Source organism: Nitratidesulfovibrio sp. D1 (assembly GCF_051133415.1).
In the GTDB taxonomy this organism is placed as follows: Bacteria; Desulfobacterota; Desulfovibrionia; order Desulfovibrionales; family Desulfovibrionaceae; genus Cupidesulfovibrio.
Genome location: NZ_JBPGNZ010000005.1, coordinates 456,312 through 472,018, shown reverse-complemented (window position 1 = coordinate 472,018; position 15,707 = coordinate 456,312). Strand labels below are relative to the sequence as shown.

Genomic DNA, 15,707 nt, shown 5'->3' with positions numbered 1-15,707 from the left:
GCGTGGTTCATGTGTAGACCGTCGTGTGCTGCGGCGCGGGGCTAGTCGCCCTGCACGACCTTGTCGGGGCCGGGCTTTTCGGCGTCGCCGTCCTCTTCCTGCGCGGCCTCTTCGTCCTCTCCGTCCACTGCGGGCTTTTTCTTGCCGAACACGGCGGCCACGAGGATGCTTATTTCATACAGCACAAGCATGGGCGCCGCCATCATCAACTGCGAGAAAACATCCGGCGGGGTGAGAATGGCGGCCACGATGAAGATGGCGAGGATGGCGTACTTGCGGGTCTTGCGCATCCACTGCGCGGTGACGAGGCCGAGCCGCGCCAGGAAGAACGCGAACAGCGGCATTTCGAAGATGAGCCCGAAGGCCAGCAGCATCTTCAGCGTGAAGCCGAGGTACTCGTCCAGCTTGGGCATGGGCGCAATGGTGTCCGTGGCAAAGCCCACGAAGAACTCGAAGGCGTACGGGAACACCTGGAAATAGCAGAACGCCGCGCCCGCCACGAAGAACAGCGCCGACGCCCCGGCGATGGGGATGATGTGGCGCTTTTCCTCGTCGTACAGGCCGGGCGCGATGAACGCCCAGATCTGGTAGAACAGGTACGGGCTGGCCAGGAAGGCCCCGGCCACCAGCGCCACCTGCATGTAGACGAAGAACGCCTCGGGCAGCGCGGTGTAGATCAGCTTGGCCCCGGACGGCAGCGCCCGGGTCAGGGGGATCATCAGGTAGTTGAACAGCTCTTCGGCAAAACCGTAGCAGGCGAAGAAGCCCACGGTCAGCGCGATGAGGCAGCGCACCAGGCGCACGCGCAGTTCGGAAAGATGGTCCAGCAGGGTCATGGACCGACCGCCCTCGGCGGCGGTTTCCTCTTCCTTGCCGGCGCGGTCCACGGCCTCGCTGAGGTCGCGGGGGGGGGCGGACACCACGGCGGTTTCCGTGGCGGCGGCTTCGGCCGCGTCGTCCGGGGGCGGGGTGCCGGAGCCGTCCTGACCGGTGTCCCCACTGGCGTCCGTACCGGAAATGGGGGCGGCGTCGGAGCCGTCCGGCTCGTAGTCGGGCAGCACGGCTGCGGCGACCACGTCCTCGACGGAGCGGGATTCGCCGGATCCGGCTTCCGCCGAAGCGGATTCCGCCTGTCCGGCGTCGGGAGCATCGCTGGCGGGCGCGTCGGAAGGCTCCGGAGCCGTCGCCGCTGTTTCCTCGATGGCGCCGCACGAAGCGTACGCCAGCCCGGCATCGGGGTCCGACTGCCACGCGGGCTTCTGCTCGCAGGCGTCGATGGCGTCCAGTTCGCAGGCGTTGCGTTCGGCTGCGTCCGGGTCGTAGGCGTTTGGCTCGCAGTCGTTCGGCTCGTCCGCCGCAGGAGGCGTTTCGCGGTCGCCTTCGGACACGGGCTCCGCCTTGGCGGCGTCCTTGTCGTCCCGGCTCATGCGCTCTTACCGTCGGCTTCGGTGGCGGGCTTGGCGGCTTCGGCCTTCTGGGGTTCGGCCTTGGGGGCTTCGGCCTTGGGGGCTTCGGCCTTGGTCTTGTCGTCGAAGAATTCCTTCTCGGCTTCCTTCTTGCGGCGCTCGTGATCGTCGAGTTCGATCTCGGTGTTCAGCGTGCGCTGGAAGTCAGTGGAAACCCTGCGGAATTCACCCATGGCCTTGCCCAGCGTGCGTGCGATGTTGGGCAGGTTCTTGGGACCGAGGACGATGAGGGCCACAACCATGATGACCAGAAGTTCCGTGCTGCCGATGCCGAACATTGAAAACAGACCGCCTTGGTTGCAGTGCTGCGGGCAGGGGCGGGAAAGACCGGCCATGCCCGGTGGGCGCCGCGCGGTGGCGCGGCCCTACGGCCAAATGCGGGGGGCGCCACGGGGGCCTTCCGGCCCCCGCGCGTCCGCCGGGCGTTCATCCAGGCATGCCCCTGGGCGTGCATCCGAGCGTGCACCTGGGCGAACGCCGTCCGCCTATTCCCATTCGATGGTGCTCGGCGGCTTCGAGGAGATGTCGTAGACCACGCGGTTCACGCCCTTCACCTCGTTGATTATCCGGCTCGAAATACGCTCAAGCAGTTCGGAAGGCAAGCGCGCCCAGTCCGCCGTCATGGCGTCCACGCTGTCCACGATGCGCAGGGCGATGACGTGCTCGTAGGTGCGGCCGTCGCCCATGACGCCCACGGTCTTCAGCGGCAGCAGCACGGCGAAGCCCTGCCACACCTTGCGGTACCAGCCGGAGGCCATCAGTTCGTGCTGCACGACCTTGTCGGCCTTGCGCAGGATGTCCAGGCGTTCCTCGGTGATCTCGCCGATGACGCGGATGGCCAGGCCCGGGCCGGGGAAGGGGTGCCGCCAGATGATGAAGTCCGGCAGGCCCAGTTCCGCCGCCACCTTGCGCACTTCGTCCTTGAACAGTTCGCGCAGCGGTTCGATGAGCTTGAGGTTCATCTTTTCCGGCAGGCCGCCCACGTTGTGGTGGCTCTTGATGACGGCGGAAGGCCCCTTGTGCGACACCGACTCGATGACGTCGGGGTACAGGGTGCCCTGCGCCAGGAAGTCCACGTGGCCGAGGGCCTTGGCTTCCTCGTCGAACACCTCGATGAAGGTGTAGCCGATGATCTTGCGCTTCTGCTCGGGGTCGTCCACGCCTTCCAGCTTGTCGAGGAAGCGGCGCTGGGCCTGCACGTACTTCAGGTTCAGGTCGAAGTGCTCGCGCAGGTAGTCCACCACTTCCTGGCCTTCGTTCAGGCGCAGCACGCCGTTGTCCACGAAGATGCAGTGCAGGTGCTTGCCGATGGCCTTGTGCAGCAGCACGGCCACCACGGTGGAGTCGATGCCGCCCGAAAGCGCGCACACCACGTGACGGTCGCCCACGGTTTCGGCCATTTCCTTCACCGCGCGCTCCACGAACGAGGACATGGTCCAGTCGGCCTTCAGCCGGGCCACGTGGAACAGGAAGTTGTTGATGATGCGGGTGCCTTCCTCGGTGTGGTGCACCTCTGGGTGGAACTGCACGGCGTAGATGCGCCGGGCTTCGTCGGCCATGGCGGCCACGTCCAGGGTGGCGGTGCGGCCCACCACGGCGAAGCCGGGCGGGGGCGTCTTGACCTTGTCGCCATGGCTCATCCACACGCGGGTTGAGGCGGACTTGTCGATGCCGTCCCACAGCGGGCAGTCGCCCAGCAGGGTGAGGTCGGCCGGGCCGTATTCGCGGGTTTCGGAGGTGGCCAGCTGGCCGCCCAGGTTGTGCCCCAGAAGCTGCATGCCGTAGCAGATGGCCAGCACCGGCACGCCGAGTTCCAGCAGGCCCTTGTCCAGGGTGGGGGCGTCGGCCTCGCCCACGCTGGCCGGACCGCCGGACAGGATGACGGCGGCGGGGTTCATGGCGCGCACCTGCTCCGCCGTGACGATGCAGGGATGGATTTCGGAATAGACGCCGGCCTCGCGCACGCGGCGGGCGATGAGCTGCGTCACCTGCGAACCGTAGTCGATGATGATGACCTTGGTCTGTGCTTCCATGTGCTGTCCTCTGTCGCCCGCGCGGGGTGCATCGGGCAATCGTGATGTGCGTTGTGAGGCCGTTGTGTTTGCGGAGTAGCGGCTGCCCGATGACGCTATTTCGTTTTTCGGCGTCACCGGGACATACGCGGCGGGATTTTCGTTCTCCGGCAAGGAAGGCGAGCCTTTTACGAAGGGAGCGTACTCTTTCGTACGTGACCGGAGTAAAAGGCGATGCCTGACGACGCCGGGGGGCGAAAGGCCCGTCGCGGGTTAGTTATTATCGATGCGGTAGTTCGGCGACTCCTTCGTGATAATCACGTCATGCACGTGGCTTTCACGCAGCCCGGCCGCCGAGATTTCCACGAACTGCGCCTTTTCCTGCAATTCCCTGATGTCGGCCGCGCCCACGTAGCCCATGCCCGAGCGCAGGCCGCCCACCAACTGGTACAGGCTTTCGGCCACGGGCCCCTTCACGGGCACGCGGCCCACGATGCCTTCGGGCACCAGCTTCTTGCTTTTTTCCTGGAAGTAGCGGTCCGAGCTGCCTTCCTTCATGGCGTCGATGGAGCCCATGCCGCGATATATCTTGTACGAGCGGCCCTGGTAGAGAATGGTTTCGCCCGGGCTTTCATCGGTGCCCGCGAACAGGCTGCCGATCATCACGGTGTCCGCGCCCATGGCGATGGCTTTCACCACGTCGCCGGAGAACTTCACGCCGCCGTCGGCGATGACGCAACGGCCAAGCTCGCGCGCGGCGCGCACCGATTCGAGGATGGCGGTGACCTGGGGCACGCCCACGCCCGCCACGATGCGGGTGGTGCAGATGGAGCCGGGGCCGATGCCCACCTTCACGGTGTCGGCGCCCGCCTTCAGGATGGCCTTGGCCCCCTCGTAGGTGGCCACGTTGCCCGCCACCAGCTGGCATTTGGGGAAGGCGCTCTTGACCATCTCGATGGCGCGCAGGACGTTGCGCGAGTGGCCGTGGGCGGAATCCAGCACCAGGAAGTCCACGCCCGCGCCCAGCAGGGCGCCCGCGCGCTCCTCGCAGTCGTTGCCGATGCCGAGGGCGGCGCCCACGCGCAGGCGGCCGTTGTCGTCCTTGCACGAGAACGGGTACTTCTGGACCTTGTCGATGTCCTTCATGGTGATGAGGCCCTTCAGGCGGTTGCCCTCGTCCACCACCAGCAATTTTTCGATGCGGTGCGCGTGCAGCAGGTCCTTGGCCTCGTCCAGGGTGGTGCCCACGGGCACGGTGACCAGGTTCCTGCCGGTCATCACCTCGCGCACCTGGGTGCCTTCCAGGTCCTTGACGAAGCGCACGTCGCGGTTGGTCAGGATGCCCACCAGTTCCGCCCCGCGCACCACGGGCAGGCCGGAGACGCGGTATTCGGCCATCAGTTCCAGGGCTTGGCGCACGGAATAGTCGGGATCGATGGTCACGGGGTCGATGATCATGCCGCTTTCGGACTTCTTGACCTTTTCGACCTCGATGCGCTGGCGGTCCACGGGCATGTTCTTGTGGATGACGCCCACGCCGCCGTTGCGGGCCATGGAGATGGCCATGCCGGAGTCGGTCACGGTGTCCATGGCGGCGCTGAGCAGGGGAATGTTGAGGCGGATTTCGGGGGTGAGCCAGGTGGAGACGTCCACGAGGTCGGGGGTGACTTCGGAATAGCCGGGCTGCAGCAGGACGTCGTCGAACGTCAATGCCTTGCACACGATCTTGCTCATGATCTCTCTCCGGGCGGATTGTTGGAGCGTCCGGGCCGCGCGGCGCCGGACCGTTTTCCCCGTCTGCCTCCGAACGAAGGGCGGGCCGTTGGGTTGGGCAGGTTTGACAAATATGTCAAAATTTAATCAACCATCATACAGAGTGAGGCGGCGGATTGTCAAGATTCGGATTGGTTCGTCAACCAGCCGCATGAAGCCTGGAGGAGCGGCCGGTGAAGGCCGCCGCGCTCCGGCGGCGGGTGCAACCCCTGAGCATTTTTCATCCGCCGCCCGCCATGGGGTAAAGCCGTCCCTTGCATGCGCGAAAGGGGCGGTGGTCCGCCCCTTCCGGTGTGTGCATCATGCAGCGGGGCTGCTGCCCGCTACTGCTTCTTGTCCTGCTGCTTCGTTTCGGGGGCCTTCCGGGCGTCCCCGTGCGTGGCCGACTCCAGTTCCTGCCGGGCCTGCGCCTTGAGGTCCTCGGGGGCCTTGGGGTCATCCAGCACGGCCTTGAGGTGGGCGTTGCCCTTGTCTTCGGCCTTCAGGTAGTGGCGGTACAGGATGCCCAGGTTGTAGCGCGCGGCGGGCTGGGGATCGATCTCGATGAGCCGCTCGAAGGTTTCCGCCGCCTTGTCGAAGGACTGCTGCTGGTACTGGGCGATGCCCAGCATGTACAGCGGCTGCGGGTCGGCCGGGGCGGCCACCACGGCGCGGGCCAGGAAACTTTCGGCGCGGGCCCAGTCGGCGTGGTCCAGGAAATGCTGGCCAAGGGCGAACAGCGCGCCCGCGTCGGTGGGGTTCTGCTGCACCTTCTGCATCAGCGCGGAAACCATTTCCATTTCGCCCGCGTGCTCCCCTTCCTCCTGCGCGGCGGGGCCGCGGCCCTGCTGCACCAGCGAAGGGTTGGACAGGCGGTACAGGAACGAGGCGCCCAGCATGGCGGCAAGGCCCACGCACACGGCCAGCAGCACCAGCTTGCGGCCGCCGTCCAGCGGATTCACGGTCAGGGTGCTATTTGTCATCGCCAAGCATCTCCATGTGGCGGATGCGCCGGTCAAGGGTCTGCTGCGAGCGGGCCAGCAGGAACAGGTAGGCGCCGATGCCCAGCCACACGGCCGCGTTGGCGACCAGCAACCATTGAGTGCTTTCCATATTTTTCGAACCTCCTGCCTCTTGGGAAGCTAGATGGTGGTTTCCGTCGCAAGCACGTCGATGCGCGCCGCCATGCGCCGCTGCGCCGCGCGCAGCCACGTCAGCGCCGCCCACAGGAAGCCGAAGGCGACGATGCAGGCGATGACGGTGGTCTTCATTTCCGGTTCCAGCCCGCCGCCTTTGGATGCGAACACGGCGGGGTGGATGGAGCGCCACAGCCGGGCGGACAGGAACACCAGCGGCACGTCGAGGAAGGCCACGATGCCCACCACGGCGGAGACGGTGCCCAGCCGCTCGCGCGGCAGGTCGAGGGTGCGCAGCACAAGGTAGCCCGCGTACACGAACCACATGACCAGGGTGGTGGTCAGGCGCGGGTCCCACGTCCACCACACGCCCCAGGAATGGCGGCCCCAGATGGAGCCGGTGACGAGGGCCAGGCCGCTGAACAGCACGCCCACCTCGGCGGCGGCGCCGGACAGCGCGTCCCACTTCCAGTTGCGGGTGCGCAGGAAGGCGATGCTGGCCGCGAACACGGTGAAGAAGCTGATCAGCGACCACCACGCCAGCGGCATGTGGAAGTAGAAGATCTTCTGCACGATGCCCATGGTCTGCTCCACGGGGGCGTACACGAAGATCATGTATTGGCAGAGCGCGAGGGCCAGGCCCGCGACAAGCCCGACAAGGGGCATCACGGGGGAAAGCCGGTTCGTTCGCATGGGTGCCTCGCTGCCGCCTGGGCGGCGTTGTATTTCTTTTCCGGGGGAAGGGACCCTTTGGAAAGGGTCTCCTTCCCCCGGACCCCCATCCCCCCAAACTTTTTGATAGGGGGATGCTCACAGTTCAGCGCTTATCCGGAACCGGACCGCGAAGCGGGGCGGTTCCGAAAAAGGGGTCAAGGGGGCGCGGCCCCCTTGCGGGGGGCAGGGGGCAGAGCCCCCTGATCTGCGTATTATTCTTCCCCGCCGTACACGAAGGGGAAGAGCACGATGCCCGCGCCAAGGAACAGGGCGTCGAAGGCGGCCACCAGCCCCAGCCACGAGTCCACACCTTCGGGGATGTCGTCGGCGAAGGCGGCGGCGCCCACCCGGATGCCCGCGAGCAGCACCGGGACCAGCAGCGGAAACAGCACGATGCTGAGCAGCGATTCGCGGGCGGCCTGGCCCTGCGACAGCGCGCCCAGCAGCGCGCCCAGGGCCACGATGCCCACGTCCGCCAGCAGCACGGTGGCCAGTCCCACGTGCCACAGGGGCGACACGGTCTGGCCCAGGAACACCACGGCGGCGGGCAGGAACACGGCCTGGGCGCAGAGCAGCAGGGCGAACCCGGCAATGCCCTTGCCCAGCCACACGGCCTGCACCGGCACCGGGGCCAGCAGCAGGCCGAAGCGCGCGCCGTTGGCCTCTTCGATGGAGAACAGGGTGTTGAAGATGAGCACCTGGCAGAAGGCGGACGCCAGCCAGAAGATGGCGGCGGCCCCCTGCGGTCCCATCACTTCGCCCACCCGCTGCGACAGGCTGAACACGAAGATCAGCAACAGCCCTAGCAGCAGGGCCTGGACCAGGCCGGTGCCGCGCGAAAGCAGCAGGCGCAGGTCCTTGGATGCGATGGCGAGGGCTGCGCTCAGCATGCCACGGCCTCCGGAACGTACCCGGCGGCCGGGCCGCTGTAGGCCACGCGCTTTTCGGCGATGGCCAGCACGTGGTCGGCCCGGACAAGGTCCTCGGCCACGGAATGGCTGATCCAGACGATGCCCGCGCCCCGGTCGCGCGCGGCGGCGATTTCGCGGTGCAGGATGGCCATGGACCGGGTGTCGAGCCCGGTGCCCGGTTCGTCCAGCAGCAGCAGCGACGGCGACAGCAGCAGCACCCGCGCGAGGTTCAGCCGCTGGGCCATGCCGCGCGAAAAGCCGCCCGCCCGTTCGAAGGCGAAGCGCTTCAGTTCCATGCGGTCCAGGGCGGCCAGCAGGGCTTCTTCGGTGCACCGTTCCGGCGCAAGGCCGTGCAGGCGCGCCCAGAAGGCCAGGTTTTCGAAGGCGGTGAGTTCGGGATAGATGAACGTCTGGTGCCCAAGATAGCCAAGGGAATCCTCGGCCACGCCGCGCTCCACGCTGCCCGCGCTGGGCCGGGACAGTCCGGCCATGAGCTTGAGCAGCGTGGACTTGCCCGCCCCGTTGGGACCGGCCAGCAGCGTCACCGTGCCGGGGGCCGCCTCGAACGAGACGTCCTTGATCACCAGCCGGTTGCCGTAGAACTTGGCGACCTTGGTCAGCCGCAGCATCATCATGCCTCCCGCCCGTCTCCGGCGTCGCCGTCCTCGTCGCGTGACGATGCCGGGCGGCGCAGTCCCAGGAAGGGGGCGACGCACATCAGCGTGCCGCCGATCCACACCCAGTTCACCAGCGGGTTCACGCTGACCTTGAGCGTGGCCGCGCCGGAGGCATCGACCCCCAGCAGGGTGGCGTACAGTTCGTCGCCAAGGCCGAAGATGGTGGCCGCCTCGGCGAAGGCCTGGCGGTCGAACTTGGCGTACAGGCGGCGCTGGGGCGACAGCATGCCCACGGGCGCGCCCTCGCGGGTGACGTTCAGTTCGGCCTCGATGAAGATGTAGCCGGGGCCTTCGCCCTCGTACAGGTTCACGTAGCGCAGGTCGTACTTGCCCAGCTTCACCGTGGCGTCGCGGGGAATCTCCACTTCCTGCTCGACCTTGTACGGGCCGGAGAAGGCGATGCCCAGCACCATCAGGGCCAGGCCCAGGTGCACGCCGTGGGCGGCCAGCGAGGCGTTGTTGCGCCGCACGTGGGCTTCGGTGGTCAGCAGGATGACGATGCCCGCCACGCAGGCTGCGCCCGCGCCCGCGCCCAGGGCGGCCATGGGCATGCGGTAGGCGTACCAGGTCATGACGGTGACGGCGGCCATCACCCCCAGCACGGCCAGCAGCTTCGGCATGCTGCGCACGCCGCCCTTCCAGCCCAGCCACGGACACACGGACAGCAGCACGGCGATGCCCGCGAACAGCGGCAGGCACACCCGGTTGTAGAAGGCGGGTTCCAGCCCCATGGGCTTTTCGACCCAGAACTTGCTGAACACGGGCCACATGGTGGCCACCAGGATGATGGCGGACAGGGCCAGCAGCACCCAGGCCACCAGCACCAGGAAGCCTTCGCGGCTGTCGATGCCGGAAAGGGGCTTTGCGTCGTCCTTGCGCCAGATCAGCGTCACTGCCACGGTGAGTGCGATGGAGGCCAGGATGAAGATCAGCAGCGGGCGGCCCACGCCGCCGTCGCCGAAGGCGTGCAGCGAATCCACCACCCCGCTGCGCACCAGGTAGGTGGCGAAGAAGGCGGAAATGGTGGTGAGCGCCATGAGCAGGATGTTCACGCGGTGCAGCTTGCCGCGCCGCGACTCGATGACCGAGGTGTGCAGGAACGCGGTGGAGACCAGCCACGGGATGAGCGAGGCGTTTTCCACCGGGTCCCACGCCCAGTAGCCGCCCCAGCCCAGTTCCATGTACGACCACCAGCCGCCCAGCACGATGCCCGCGGTCAGGAACAGCCACGCGGTAAGGGTGAACGGCCGGGCGATGCCCGCCCACGCGCCCTCGCGGCCGTAGCCGTTGCTCATGGCCTGGCCCAGGGCGAGACAGCCGGGAATGGCGAAGCCGCCGTACCCCAGGAATAGCAACGGCGGGTGGAAGATCATGCCGGGGTTCTGGAGCAGCGGGTTCAGGCCGTTGCCGTCGGCCGGGGCCGGGGATGCGGTGAGGAACGGGTTGCTCCACGCGGTGAGGATGAGCAGGAAGAAGGCCATGACGGCCAGAAAGAACAGCCAGAACCACAGCTTGGTCTGGGGGCTGAGGGCGCGGTAGTCGCCGGTGAGGGCGAAGATGACCCCGAACAGGGCCACGGACCATGCCCAGAACAGCATGGACCCGGCCTGTCCGGCCCAGAAGGCCGTCATGCGGTAGAACAGCGGCAGTGCGCGGTCGGTGTAGCTGGCGACGTAGACGAGCGAGAAGTCGAAGTTGACAAGGGCGTACAGCAGCACCACGGATGACAAGGTCATGAACCCGGTCAGCATCAGGTGCGCCTTTTCGATCCACGGCAGGACCGTGGAGCGCCCCTGCCACAGCTGCGCGGCTGCCGCCCCGGCGAAGAAGAGGGCGAAAAGCAGCGACGCGACAAGCAGCAAGTAGGCGGAAAGGTGCATGAAGTCTCCTGCCGATATGTGAGGGATGCGCGGATGCGGCACATGGGTGCGTGGCGGGCCGGGAATCGGAAGCCGGGCGGCGTTTGCCGCCGGTGCCCGTTACGCGGCGCGTGGGAACCGCAGGGCGCGCGTCAGCGCGCGGCGCAGGCGAAGCCGCCCGTCAGTAAACCACCGTGGCAACCACCGTGGCGACCGTCGCGGCGACCGGCGTGCCGGTTCGGAAGGCTGGCCGGCCCACGCCGCGTAACCCGCCGGGCATCATCCCTTACGGTTTTCTTTTTCGTATTTCGAGGGACACTTGGTCATCAGCGTCTTGGCGCGGAACTCGCTTGCGGCCCCGCCCTGGGGCATGCCGCCTTCCACGATGACCTCGACGCCTTCCTTGAAGGTATCGGGCACGGCCCCGCGGTACATCACCCGCACGGTCTGCCCCGGATTGTCCTTGTCTTCGAGTTGGAAGCGCACGCCCGGCCCGTCGTCCAGCCTGGCGATGCCCTCGGGGGCCACGGTGCCGAACAGGCGGATGGACTGCAACTTGTCCGAGGGCATGGCGAGGGCTTCCGAAACGTTCAGGAAGTACACGCTGTTTTGGGAAAAGCCCGAGAACACCAGATAGCCCACCCCGCCCAGGAACAGGGCGAGGGCCACGAGGTACAGGCTTTTGCCGTTCTTCTTCGACATGTGTGGTCCTTATGGCTTCCCTGCCCGATTCCGGTGGGTTGGCGATCCGGAAAGGGCGGGAAGTGCGCCGCCGCATCGCGCGAAGGCCGGGGGGCGATGCCCACCCGTGCCGTTGCCGGAAGGGCCGTCCCTTCGGCCGCGCGGGGCGCGTTCGTGGTGCAGGCGCCGGTGGCGCCGCGCGGGCCGCTGGCGTGGCCGCCCGCATGATCGCCGGTGCGTGACCGGCCGCGAACTGTGTATCGTCTCACGGCGCCGTGTGGCGGCGCCGGGTTGCATCGGATGCGCTGCCGCCGGAAACGTCCCGTCATCCTACGGAAACGTCGCATGCGGCTGCGTCTGGCATACGGCGTTTCCGCCGTCGTGGCAAGGGGGTAGCGCCCGTGCAAAGGCTTTCACAACGGGAGAGCGCCTCAGGTAACAAGCCGTAACGACAACGGATCGCTCATCTTTAAAAACACTAACAGTAATCATTAGTTATTTTTGTGCCAACTCTGCGTGGCGGCGCCGGGCCGGTTCCTGCAAATTGCAAATCGTCCACCCGCTTCCGGTCCAGCGACAGGATGTTGCGGATGGAACGTTCCTCGTACGGCTGGATGCGCCCGGCCCGGCGCGGCAGGCTGACGATGGCCCGGATGCCGTCTTCGGTGGTGTGGGGCTCGCTGCCTCTTGGGCCGCCGCCTTGAAAAAAGCGGCCCGCCGTGCCACAAGTTGCCCCACCATGAACCCGGCACCGAACACCACATCCCTCACCGCCGTGCTGCTCGACCGCGACGGCACCGTCATCGAGGACCGCCACTACCTGGCCGACCCCGAAGGCGTCACGCTGCTGCCGGGCGCCGGGCAGGGGCTTGCCGCCCTGGCCGCCGCCGGGGCGCGGCTGTTCCTCGTCACCAACCAGTCGGGCATCGGACGGGGCTACTTCACCGAGGCCGACCTGCACGCCTGCAACGACCGCCTCGGCAAATTGCTGGGGGAATACGGCGTGACGTTGACCGGCACGGCCTTCTGCCCGCACGGCCCGGACGACGGCTGCGCCTGCCGCAAGCCCGCGCCGGGCATGTGGCTGGCCCTGCGCGACCGGCACGGCCTGTGCGCCGCCGCCACCGCCATGGTGGGCGACAAGCCCGAGGACGTGGCCTTCGGCCGCAGCGCGGGCCTGGGACTGGTGGTGCTGGTGCTGACTGGCAAGGGGCAGGCCGCCGCGCGTACCTTGGGCGTGCCCGTGCCCGAAGGTGACGCCCCCGTGCGCGAACCCGACCCCGCCGACCTTGCCGCGCGGCCGGACTGGCCGCACGCGGTGGCGCGCGACCTTGCCGCGGCAGCCGCGTGGCTGCTGGGCCGGGGCACCGTGCGGGAGCGGGACGTGTCAAACTCATCGGGCTCATCGGGCGCACCGGGCGCATCGGGCGCATCGGGCACGCCGGGGTCATCCCCCTGCGCCCCCCTTCCCACGGACCTTTCGCGGAGCGAACCGTCATGAGCCGCATCGGCGTCTGGAACACCGCCTTCCTAGGCGACGCGGTGCTTACGCTGCCGCTTCTGCGCACCTTGCGCGCCAACTACCCCGACGCCGAACTGCACTTCTGGGTGCGGCGCGGCGTGGGCGGGCTGTTCGCCGCGCAGCCCGAGCTTTCCGGCGTGCACGAGTTCGACAAGCGCGGCGGCGAAAGCGGCGTCATGGCCGCCGCCCGCGTGGGGCGGCAACTGGCGCGCGAGAACCATTCGCTGTGGATTTCCGCCCACACCAGCCTGCGCAGCGCGTGCATCGCCCGCTGGACCAGCGCCAAGGTGCGCATCGGCTACGACCGGCCGTGGTTCAACTCGTGGTTCTACACCCACACCGTTCCGCGCCGCTTCGACCAACTGGACGAGATCGAACGGCTGCTGCAACTGGTGCGGCCCCTGAACCTCAGGCAGGTTCTGGACTGGCCGGAACTGGTGCTGCCCGAACCCGCCCGCCAGCGGGCCGCCGCCTTCCGCGCGGAGCACACGGGCGGCGGCGCGCCGCTGCTGGGCGTGCATCCCGGTTCGGTCTGGGCCACCAAGCGCTGGCCCGTCGGATATTTCGCGGAGGTCGTCCGCCGCGCCGCCGCCCATGGCGCGCGCGTCGTGCTGTTCGCCGGGCCCGGCGAGGAAGAGGTGGCGCGCGAGGTGGCCGAACGCTCCGGCACCCTCGGCAGCCCCGCGCTCATCGACCTGTCCGGCGCGCTCTCGCTCGTGGACCTTGCCGCGCACCTCGCCATCCTTGACTGCTACCTCACCAACGATTCCGGTCCCATGCACATCGCCTGGGCCCAGCGCACCCCCGTCACCGCCATCTTCGGCCCCACCGTGCGCCGCCACGGCTTCTATCCGCGCGGCCCCAGGGCCACCGTGCTCGAAACCGGCCTGGACTGCCGCCCCTGCGGCCTGCACGGCCCCCAGCAGTGCCCCCTGGGCCATCATCGCTGCATGCGCGACATCACCCCCGATGCCGTGTGGCCGGACGTGCGCGCGAAACTGTTCGGGTAGGCGTTCGGAGTAAACGGGGGAAGGGGAGAAGCCCCTTTTCCAAAAGGGGCTTCTCCCCTTCCCCCGGACCCCCATCCCCTCTTCCCCAAAACGTTTTCATTGGGGGAGGAGTCGTTGGGATGAGAGGAGCGTCTTGGCCGATCGCTGACGCCCCTATTGAAAAGTTTGGAAGGATGGAGAGGGGGTGTGGGGGAGAGGAAGGAAACTTTTGCGCGCTGCGGTCGCCATCCGTAAGGCTCGCAGGCTCGCCTAACGGCTGCCGCAAAAGTTTCCTTCCTCTCCCCCGCATTCGTTTTTTTCTTCTACCCGTGATGGTGGTGCACGTCGCCGCCGGTGTGGGTGTGCACATGGGTGTGGGGGGTATGGGTGGCGGTGCGCACGGTGCCGTCCTGCACGGTGAGGAAGCTGTCGCAGGTGTGGGCCAGAAAGTCCCAGTCGTGCGAGATGATCAGGTGGGTGGGGCTGTGCGCGGCCAGGATGGTGATGAGCCGGTCGCGGGTGCGCGGGTCCAGGTCGTTGGTGGGCTCGTCCAGCAGCAGGGCCTGCGGCTGCATGGCCAGCACGGCGGCAAGGGCGATCATCTTCTTTTCGCCTCCGGACAGGCGGTGGGTGACCCGGCTGCCGAACCCGGCGAAGCCGAGCCGCTCCAGGGTGGCCTCGGCCATGGCGCGGGCCTCGGCCGGGGAGGCGCCGTGGTTCAGCGGTCCGAAGGCCACGTCTTCGAGCACGGTGGGGCAGAATAACTGGTCGTCGGAATTCTGGAACAGGAATCCCACCTCGCGGCGCAGCGGCACGAAGTCCGCCTCGCGGGCCAGGGGAGCGCCCCGGTGCAACACCCGGCCGGACTGTGGCCGCAACAGGCCCATGAGCAGGTGCAGCAGGGTGGACTTGCCGCTGCCGTTGTGCCCCAGCAGGCCGATGCGCCGCCCCGGCCGCAGGGCCAGCGAAGCGCCGCGCAGCACCGGTTCCGCGCTGCCGGGATAGGTGAAGTGGATGTCCTGCACGGCCGCCAGCGGCGGGGTGGCGTCGTCATCGGAATGGCTGTGCGGATGGGGATGCGGATGGCCGTGCCCGTGCGCATGATCATGCGCATGGTCATGCGCACAGTTGTGGGGCTGTCCGCTGTTCGGGGGCGTGGTTGCGGTGCTCATGGCAGTCCGGCGAGGGGTTGCAGGATGTCGGCGGCCAGCAGGGCGGCCGCGCACAGGATGATGACGGCGGCCAGCAGCCGGTCGCCGGGGCGTCCGGCGGGCTCGGCCAGCATGTGGAAACGCCCGGCGAAGCCGCGCAGGCGCATGGCCTGGCCCACGCGCTCGGCCCGGTCGAAGCTGCGCACCAGCACCATGCCCGCCATGTTCGCGTAGGTCCGGTAGGTGTGCAGGTCGGTGCCGGGGGTGAAGCCGCGCACCTTGGCGGCGGTGCGCAGGCGGTGGTATTCCTGGGCCACCACGTGCAACTGCCGCCAGGTGAACAGCAGCAGCAGGGCCAGTTTGTCCGGCAGGCCCAGCCTCGCCATGGCATGGCCTACGGCGGTGATGTCCGACGTGCCCGCCAGCGCGATGAAGGCCAGCACGATGGCGTTGGACTTCAGGGTGACCAGCAGGGCCTGGGCCACGCCCGCGTCGGTGGCGGTCAGAGACAGCCAGTTCGGGGCCAGCCAGTCCGGCAGGCCGGGAAAGGGGCCGATGCGCAGCAGCGGCGCGCCGGGCAGGGAAAAGGGCAGGAACAGCCACAGGAAGGCCACGAACACGTTCACGGCGGCCAGCCTGCGCAGCAGGCGGGGCAGGGGCAGGCGGGCCCACAGGCACAGGGCCGCGCCCGTCAGCAGGGCCAGGGCGGCCGGGCCGGGCGAGCGCAGCAAGGCCGCGCACACGGCGAAGGCCAGCGCGGCCACCAGCTTGCAGCGCGGGTCCGCCAGGTGCAGGCGCGAGGCGCCCCGGCTGAAGGGTTCGTCCAGCACGGGGGAG

At 68.1% G+C, this 15,707-nt stretch carries 15 protein-coding genes; 2 read left to right on the top strand and 13 right to left on the bottom strand.

The window, feature by feature from the left end; all coding sequences use genetic code 11:
• Positions 1-41 precede the first annotated feature (41 nt).
• The 11 genes from tatC to ACR4XJ_RS12760 all read right to left on the bottom strand — a co-directional run bounded on the left by tatC (position 42) and on the right by ACR4XJ_RS12760 (position 11,229).
• On the bottom strand, positions 42-836 hold the full coding sequence (gene tatC / locus ACR4XJ_RS12810) for a twin-arginine translocase subunit TatC (protein WP_434755598.1): 795 nt from the start codon (positions 834-836) through the stop codon (positions 42-44).
• A gap of 587 nt (positions 837-1,423) precedes the next feature.
• On the bottom strand, positions 1,424-1,744 hold the full coding sequence (tatB, locus tag ACR4XJ_RS12805) for a Sec-independent protein translocase protein TatB (RefSeq protein WP_434755555.1): 321 nt from the start codon (positions 1,742-1,744) through the stop codon (positions 1,424-1,426).
• Positions 1,745-1,951: 207 nt separating this feature from the next.
• On the bottom strand, positions 1,952-3,499 hold the full coding sequence (gene guaA, locus ACR4XJ_RS12800) for a glutamine-hydrolyzing GMP synthase (protein ID WP_434755554.1): 1,548 nt from the start codon (positions 3,497-3,499) through the stop codon (positions 1,952-1,954).
• 252 nt (positions 3,500-3,751) lie between these two features.
• A complete protein-coding gene (gene guaB, locus ACR4XJ_RS12795; protein WP_434755553.1) occupies positions 3,752-5,212 on the bottom strand; it encodes an IMP dehydrogenase in 1,461 nt (486 codons plus the stop codon).
• A 362-nt stretch (positions 5,213-5,574) separates the two neighbouring features.
• A complete protein-coding gene (locus tag ACR4XJ_RS12790) occupies positions 5,575-6,213 on the bottom strand; it encodes a tetratricopeptide repeat protein (protein WP_434755552.1) in 639 nt (212 codons plus the stop codon).
• The gene (locus ACR4XJ_RS12785) at positions 6,203-6,343 is read right to left on the bottom strand and encodes a CcmD family protein (RefSeq protein WP_116305856.1); all 141 of its coding nucleotides are present in this window, start codon (positions 6,341-6,343) and stop codon (positions 6,203-6,205) included. The genes ACR4XJ_RS12790 and ACR4XJ_RS12785 overlap by 11 nt, the downstream gene beginning before the upstream one ends.
• A gap of 29 nt (positions 6,344-6,372) precedes the next feature.
• Positions 6,373-7,059, bottom strand: coding sequence for a cytochrome c biogenesis protein (locus ACR4XJ_RS12780; RefSeq protein ID WP_434755551.1), 687 nt, complete (start codon positions 7,057-7,059; stop codon positions 6,373-6,375).
• A gap of 233 nt (positions 7,060-7,292) precedes the next feature.
• Positions 7,293-7,970, bottom strand: coding sequence for a heme exporter protein CcmB (locus ACR4XJ_RS12775; RefSeq protein WP_434755550.1), 678 nt, complete (start codon positions 7,968-7,970; stop codon positions 7,293-7,295).
• The gene (locus ACR4XJ_RS12770; RefSeq protein ID WP_434755597.1) at positions 7,964-8,623 is read right to left on the bottom strand and encodes an ABC transporter ATP-binding protein; all 660 of its coding nucleotides are present in this window, start codon (positions 8,621-8,623) and stop codon (positions 7,964-7,966) included. The genes ACR4XJ_RS12775 and ACR4XJ_RS12770 overlap by 7 nt, the downstream gene beginning before the upstream one ends.
• Positions 8,623-10,548 (bottom strand): heme lyase CcmF/NrfE family subunit, encoded by a 1,926-nt coding sequence (locus ACR4XJ_RS12765; protein ID WP_434755549.1) that lies wholly within the window; start codon positions 10,546-10,548, stop codon positions 8,623-8,625. Before ACR4XJ_RS12765 ends, ACR4XJ_RS12770 begins: the two co-directional genes overlap by 1 nt.
• Positions 10,549-10,806: 258 nt before the next feature.
• Positions 10,807-11,229 (bottom strand): cytochrome c maturation protein CcmE, encoded by a 423-nt coding sequence (locus ACR4XJ_RS12760; RefSeq protein ID WP_434755548.1) that lies wholly within the window; start codon positions 11,227-11,229, stop codon positions 10,807-10,809.
• A 718-nt stretch (positions 11,230-11,947) separates the two neighbouring features.
• Between ACR4XJ_RS12760 and ACR4XJ_RS12755 the strand changes: the two genes are divergently transcribed.
• Together ACR4XJ_RS12755 and ACR4XJ_RS12750 are read left to right on the top strand one after the other, a co-directional pair.
• Positions 11,948-12,709 (top strand): D-glycero-alpha-D-manno-heptose-1,7-bisphosphate 7-phosphatase, encoded by a 762-nt coding sequence (locus ACR4XJ_RS12755; RefSeq protein WP_434755547.1) that lies wholly within the window; start codon positions 11,948-11,950, stop codon positions 12,707-12,709.
• Positions 12,706-13,740: a glycosyltransferase family 9 protein gene (locus ACR4XJ_RS12750; protein WP_434755546.1), complete on the top strand. Its 1,035-nt coding sequence runs from the start codon at positions 12,706-12,708 to the stop codon at positions 13,738-13,740. Before ACR4XJ_RS12755 ends, ACR4XJ_RS12750 begins: the two co-directional genes overlap by 4 nt.
• Before the next feature lie 302 nt (positions 13,741-14,042).
• Here ACR4XJ_RS12750 and ACR4XJ_RS12745 read toward each other — a convergent pair whose 3' ends face one another.
• Positions 14,043-14,891 (bottom strand): energy-coupling factor ABC transporter ATP-binding protein, encoded by an 849-nt coding sequence (locus ACR4XJ_RS12745; protein ID WP_434755545.1) that lies wholly within the window; start codon positions 14,889-14,891, stop codon positions 14,043-14,045.
• Complete coding sequence (gene cbiQ, locus ACR4XJ_RS12740; protein WP_434755544.1) at positions 14,888-15,700, bottom strand: cobalt ECF transporter T component CbiQ; 813 nt, start codon at positions 15,698-15,700, stop codon at positions 14,888-14,890. The genes ACR4XJ_RS12745 and cbiQ overlap by 4 nt, the downstream gene beginning before the upstream one ends.
• Positions 15,701-15,707 lie beyond the last annotated feature (7 nt).

Bases quoted from the DNA above. Each gene is read 5' to 3' on its own strand.
- tatC (WP_434755598.1), bottom strand. From the start codon at position 836: ATGACCCTGCTGGACCATCTTTCCGAACTGCGCGTGCGCCTGGTGCGC.
- tatB (WP_434755555.1), bottom strand. From the start codon at position 1,744: ATGTTCGGCATCGGCAGCACGGAACTTCTGGTCATCATGGTTGTGGCC.
- guaA (WP_434755554.1), bottom strand. From the start codon at position 3,499: ATGGAAGCACAGACCAAGGTCATCATCATCGACTACGGTTCGCAGGTG.
- guaB (WP_434755553.1), bottom strand. From the start codon at position 5,212: ATGAGCAAGATCGTGTGCAAGGCATTGACGTTCGACGACGTCCTGCTG.
- ACR4XJ_RS12790 (WP_434755552.1), bottom strand. From the start codon at position 6,213: ATGACAAATAGCACCCTGACCGTGAATCCGCTGGACGGCGGCCGCAAG.
- ACR4XJ_RS12785 (WP_116305856.1), bottom strand. From the start codon at position 6,343: ATGGAAAGCACTCAATGGTTGCTGGTCGCCAACGCGGCCGTGTGGCTG.
- ACR4XJ_RS12780 (WP_434755551.1), bottom strand. From the start codon at position 7,059: ATGCGAACGAACCGGCTTTCCCCCGTGATGCCCCTTGTCGGGCTTGTC.
- ACR4XJ_RS12775 (WP_434755550.1), bottom strand. From the start codon at position 7,970: ATGCTGAGCGCAGCCCTCGCCATCGCATCCAAGGACCTGCGCCTGCTG.
- ACR4XJ_RS12770 (WP_434755597.1), bottom strand. From the start codon at position 8,623: ATGATGCTGCGGCTGACCAAGGTCGCCAAGTTCTACGGCAACCGGCTG.
- ACR4XJ_RS12765 (WP_434755549.1), bottom strand. From the start codon at position 10,548: ATGCACCTTTCCGCCTACTTGCTGCTTGTCGCGTCGCTGCTTTTCGCC.
- ACR4XJ_RS12760 (WP_434755548.1), bottom strand. From the start codon at position 11,229: ATGTCGAAGAAGAACGGCAAAAGCCTGTACCTCGTGGCCCTCGCCCTG.
- ACR4XJ_RS12755 (WP_434755547.1), top strand. From the start codon at position 11,948: ATGAACCCGGCACCGAACACCACATCCCTCACCGCCGTGCTGCTCGAC.
- ACR4XJ_RS12750 (WP_434755546.1), top strand. From the start codon at position 12,706: ATGAGCCGCATCGGCGTCTGGAACACCGCCTTCCTAGGCGACGCGGTG.
- ACR4XJ_RS12745 (WP_434755545.1), bottom strand. From the start codon at position 14,891: ATGAGCACCGCAACCACGCCCCCGAACAGCGGACAGCCCCACAACTGT.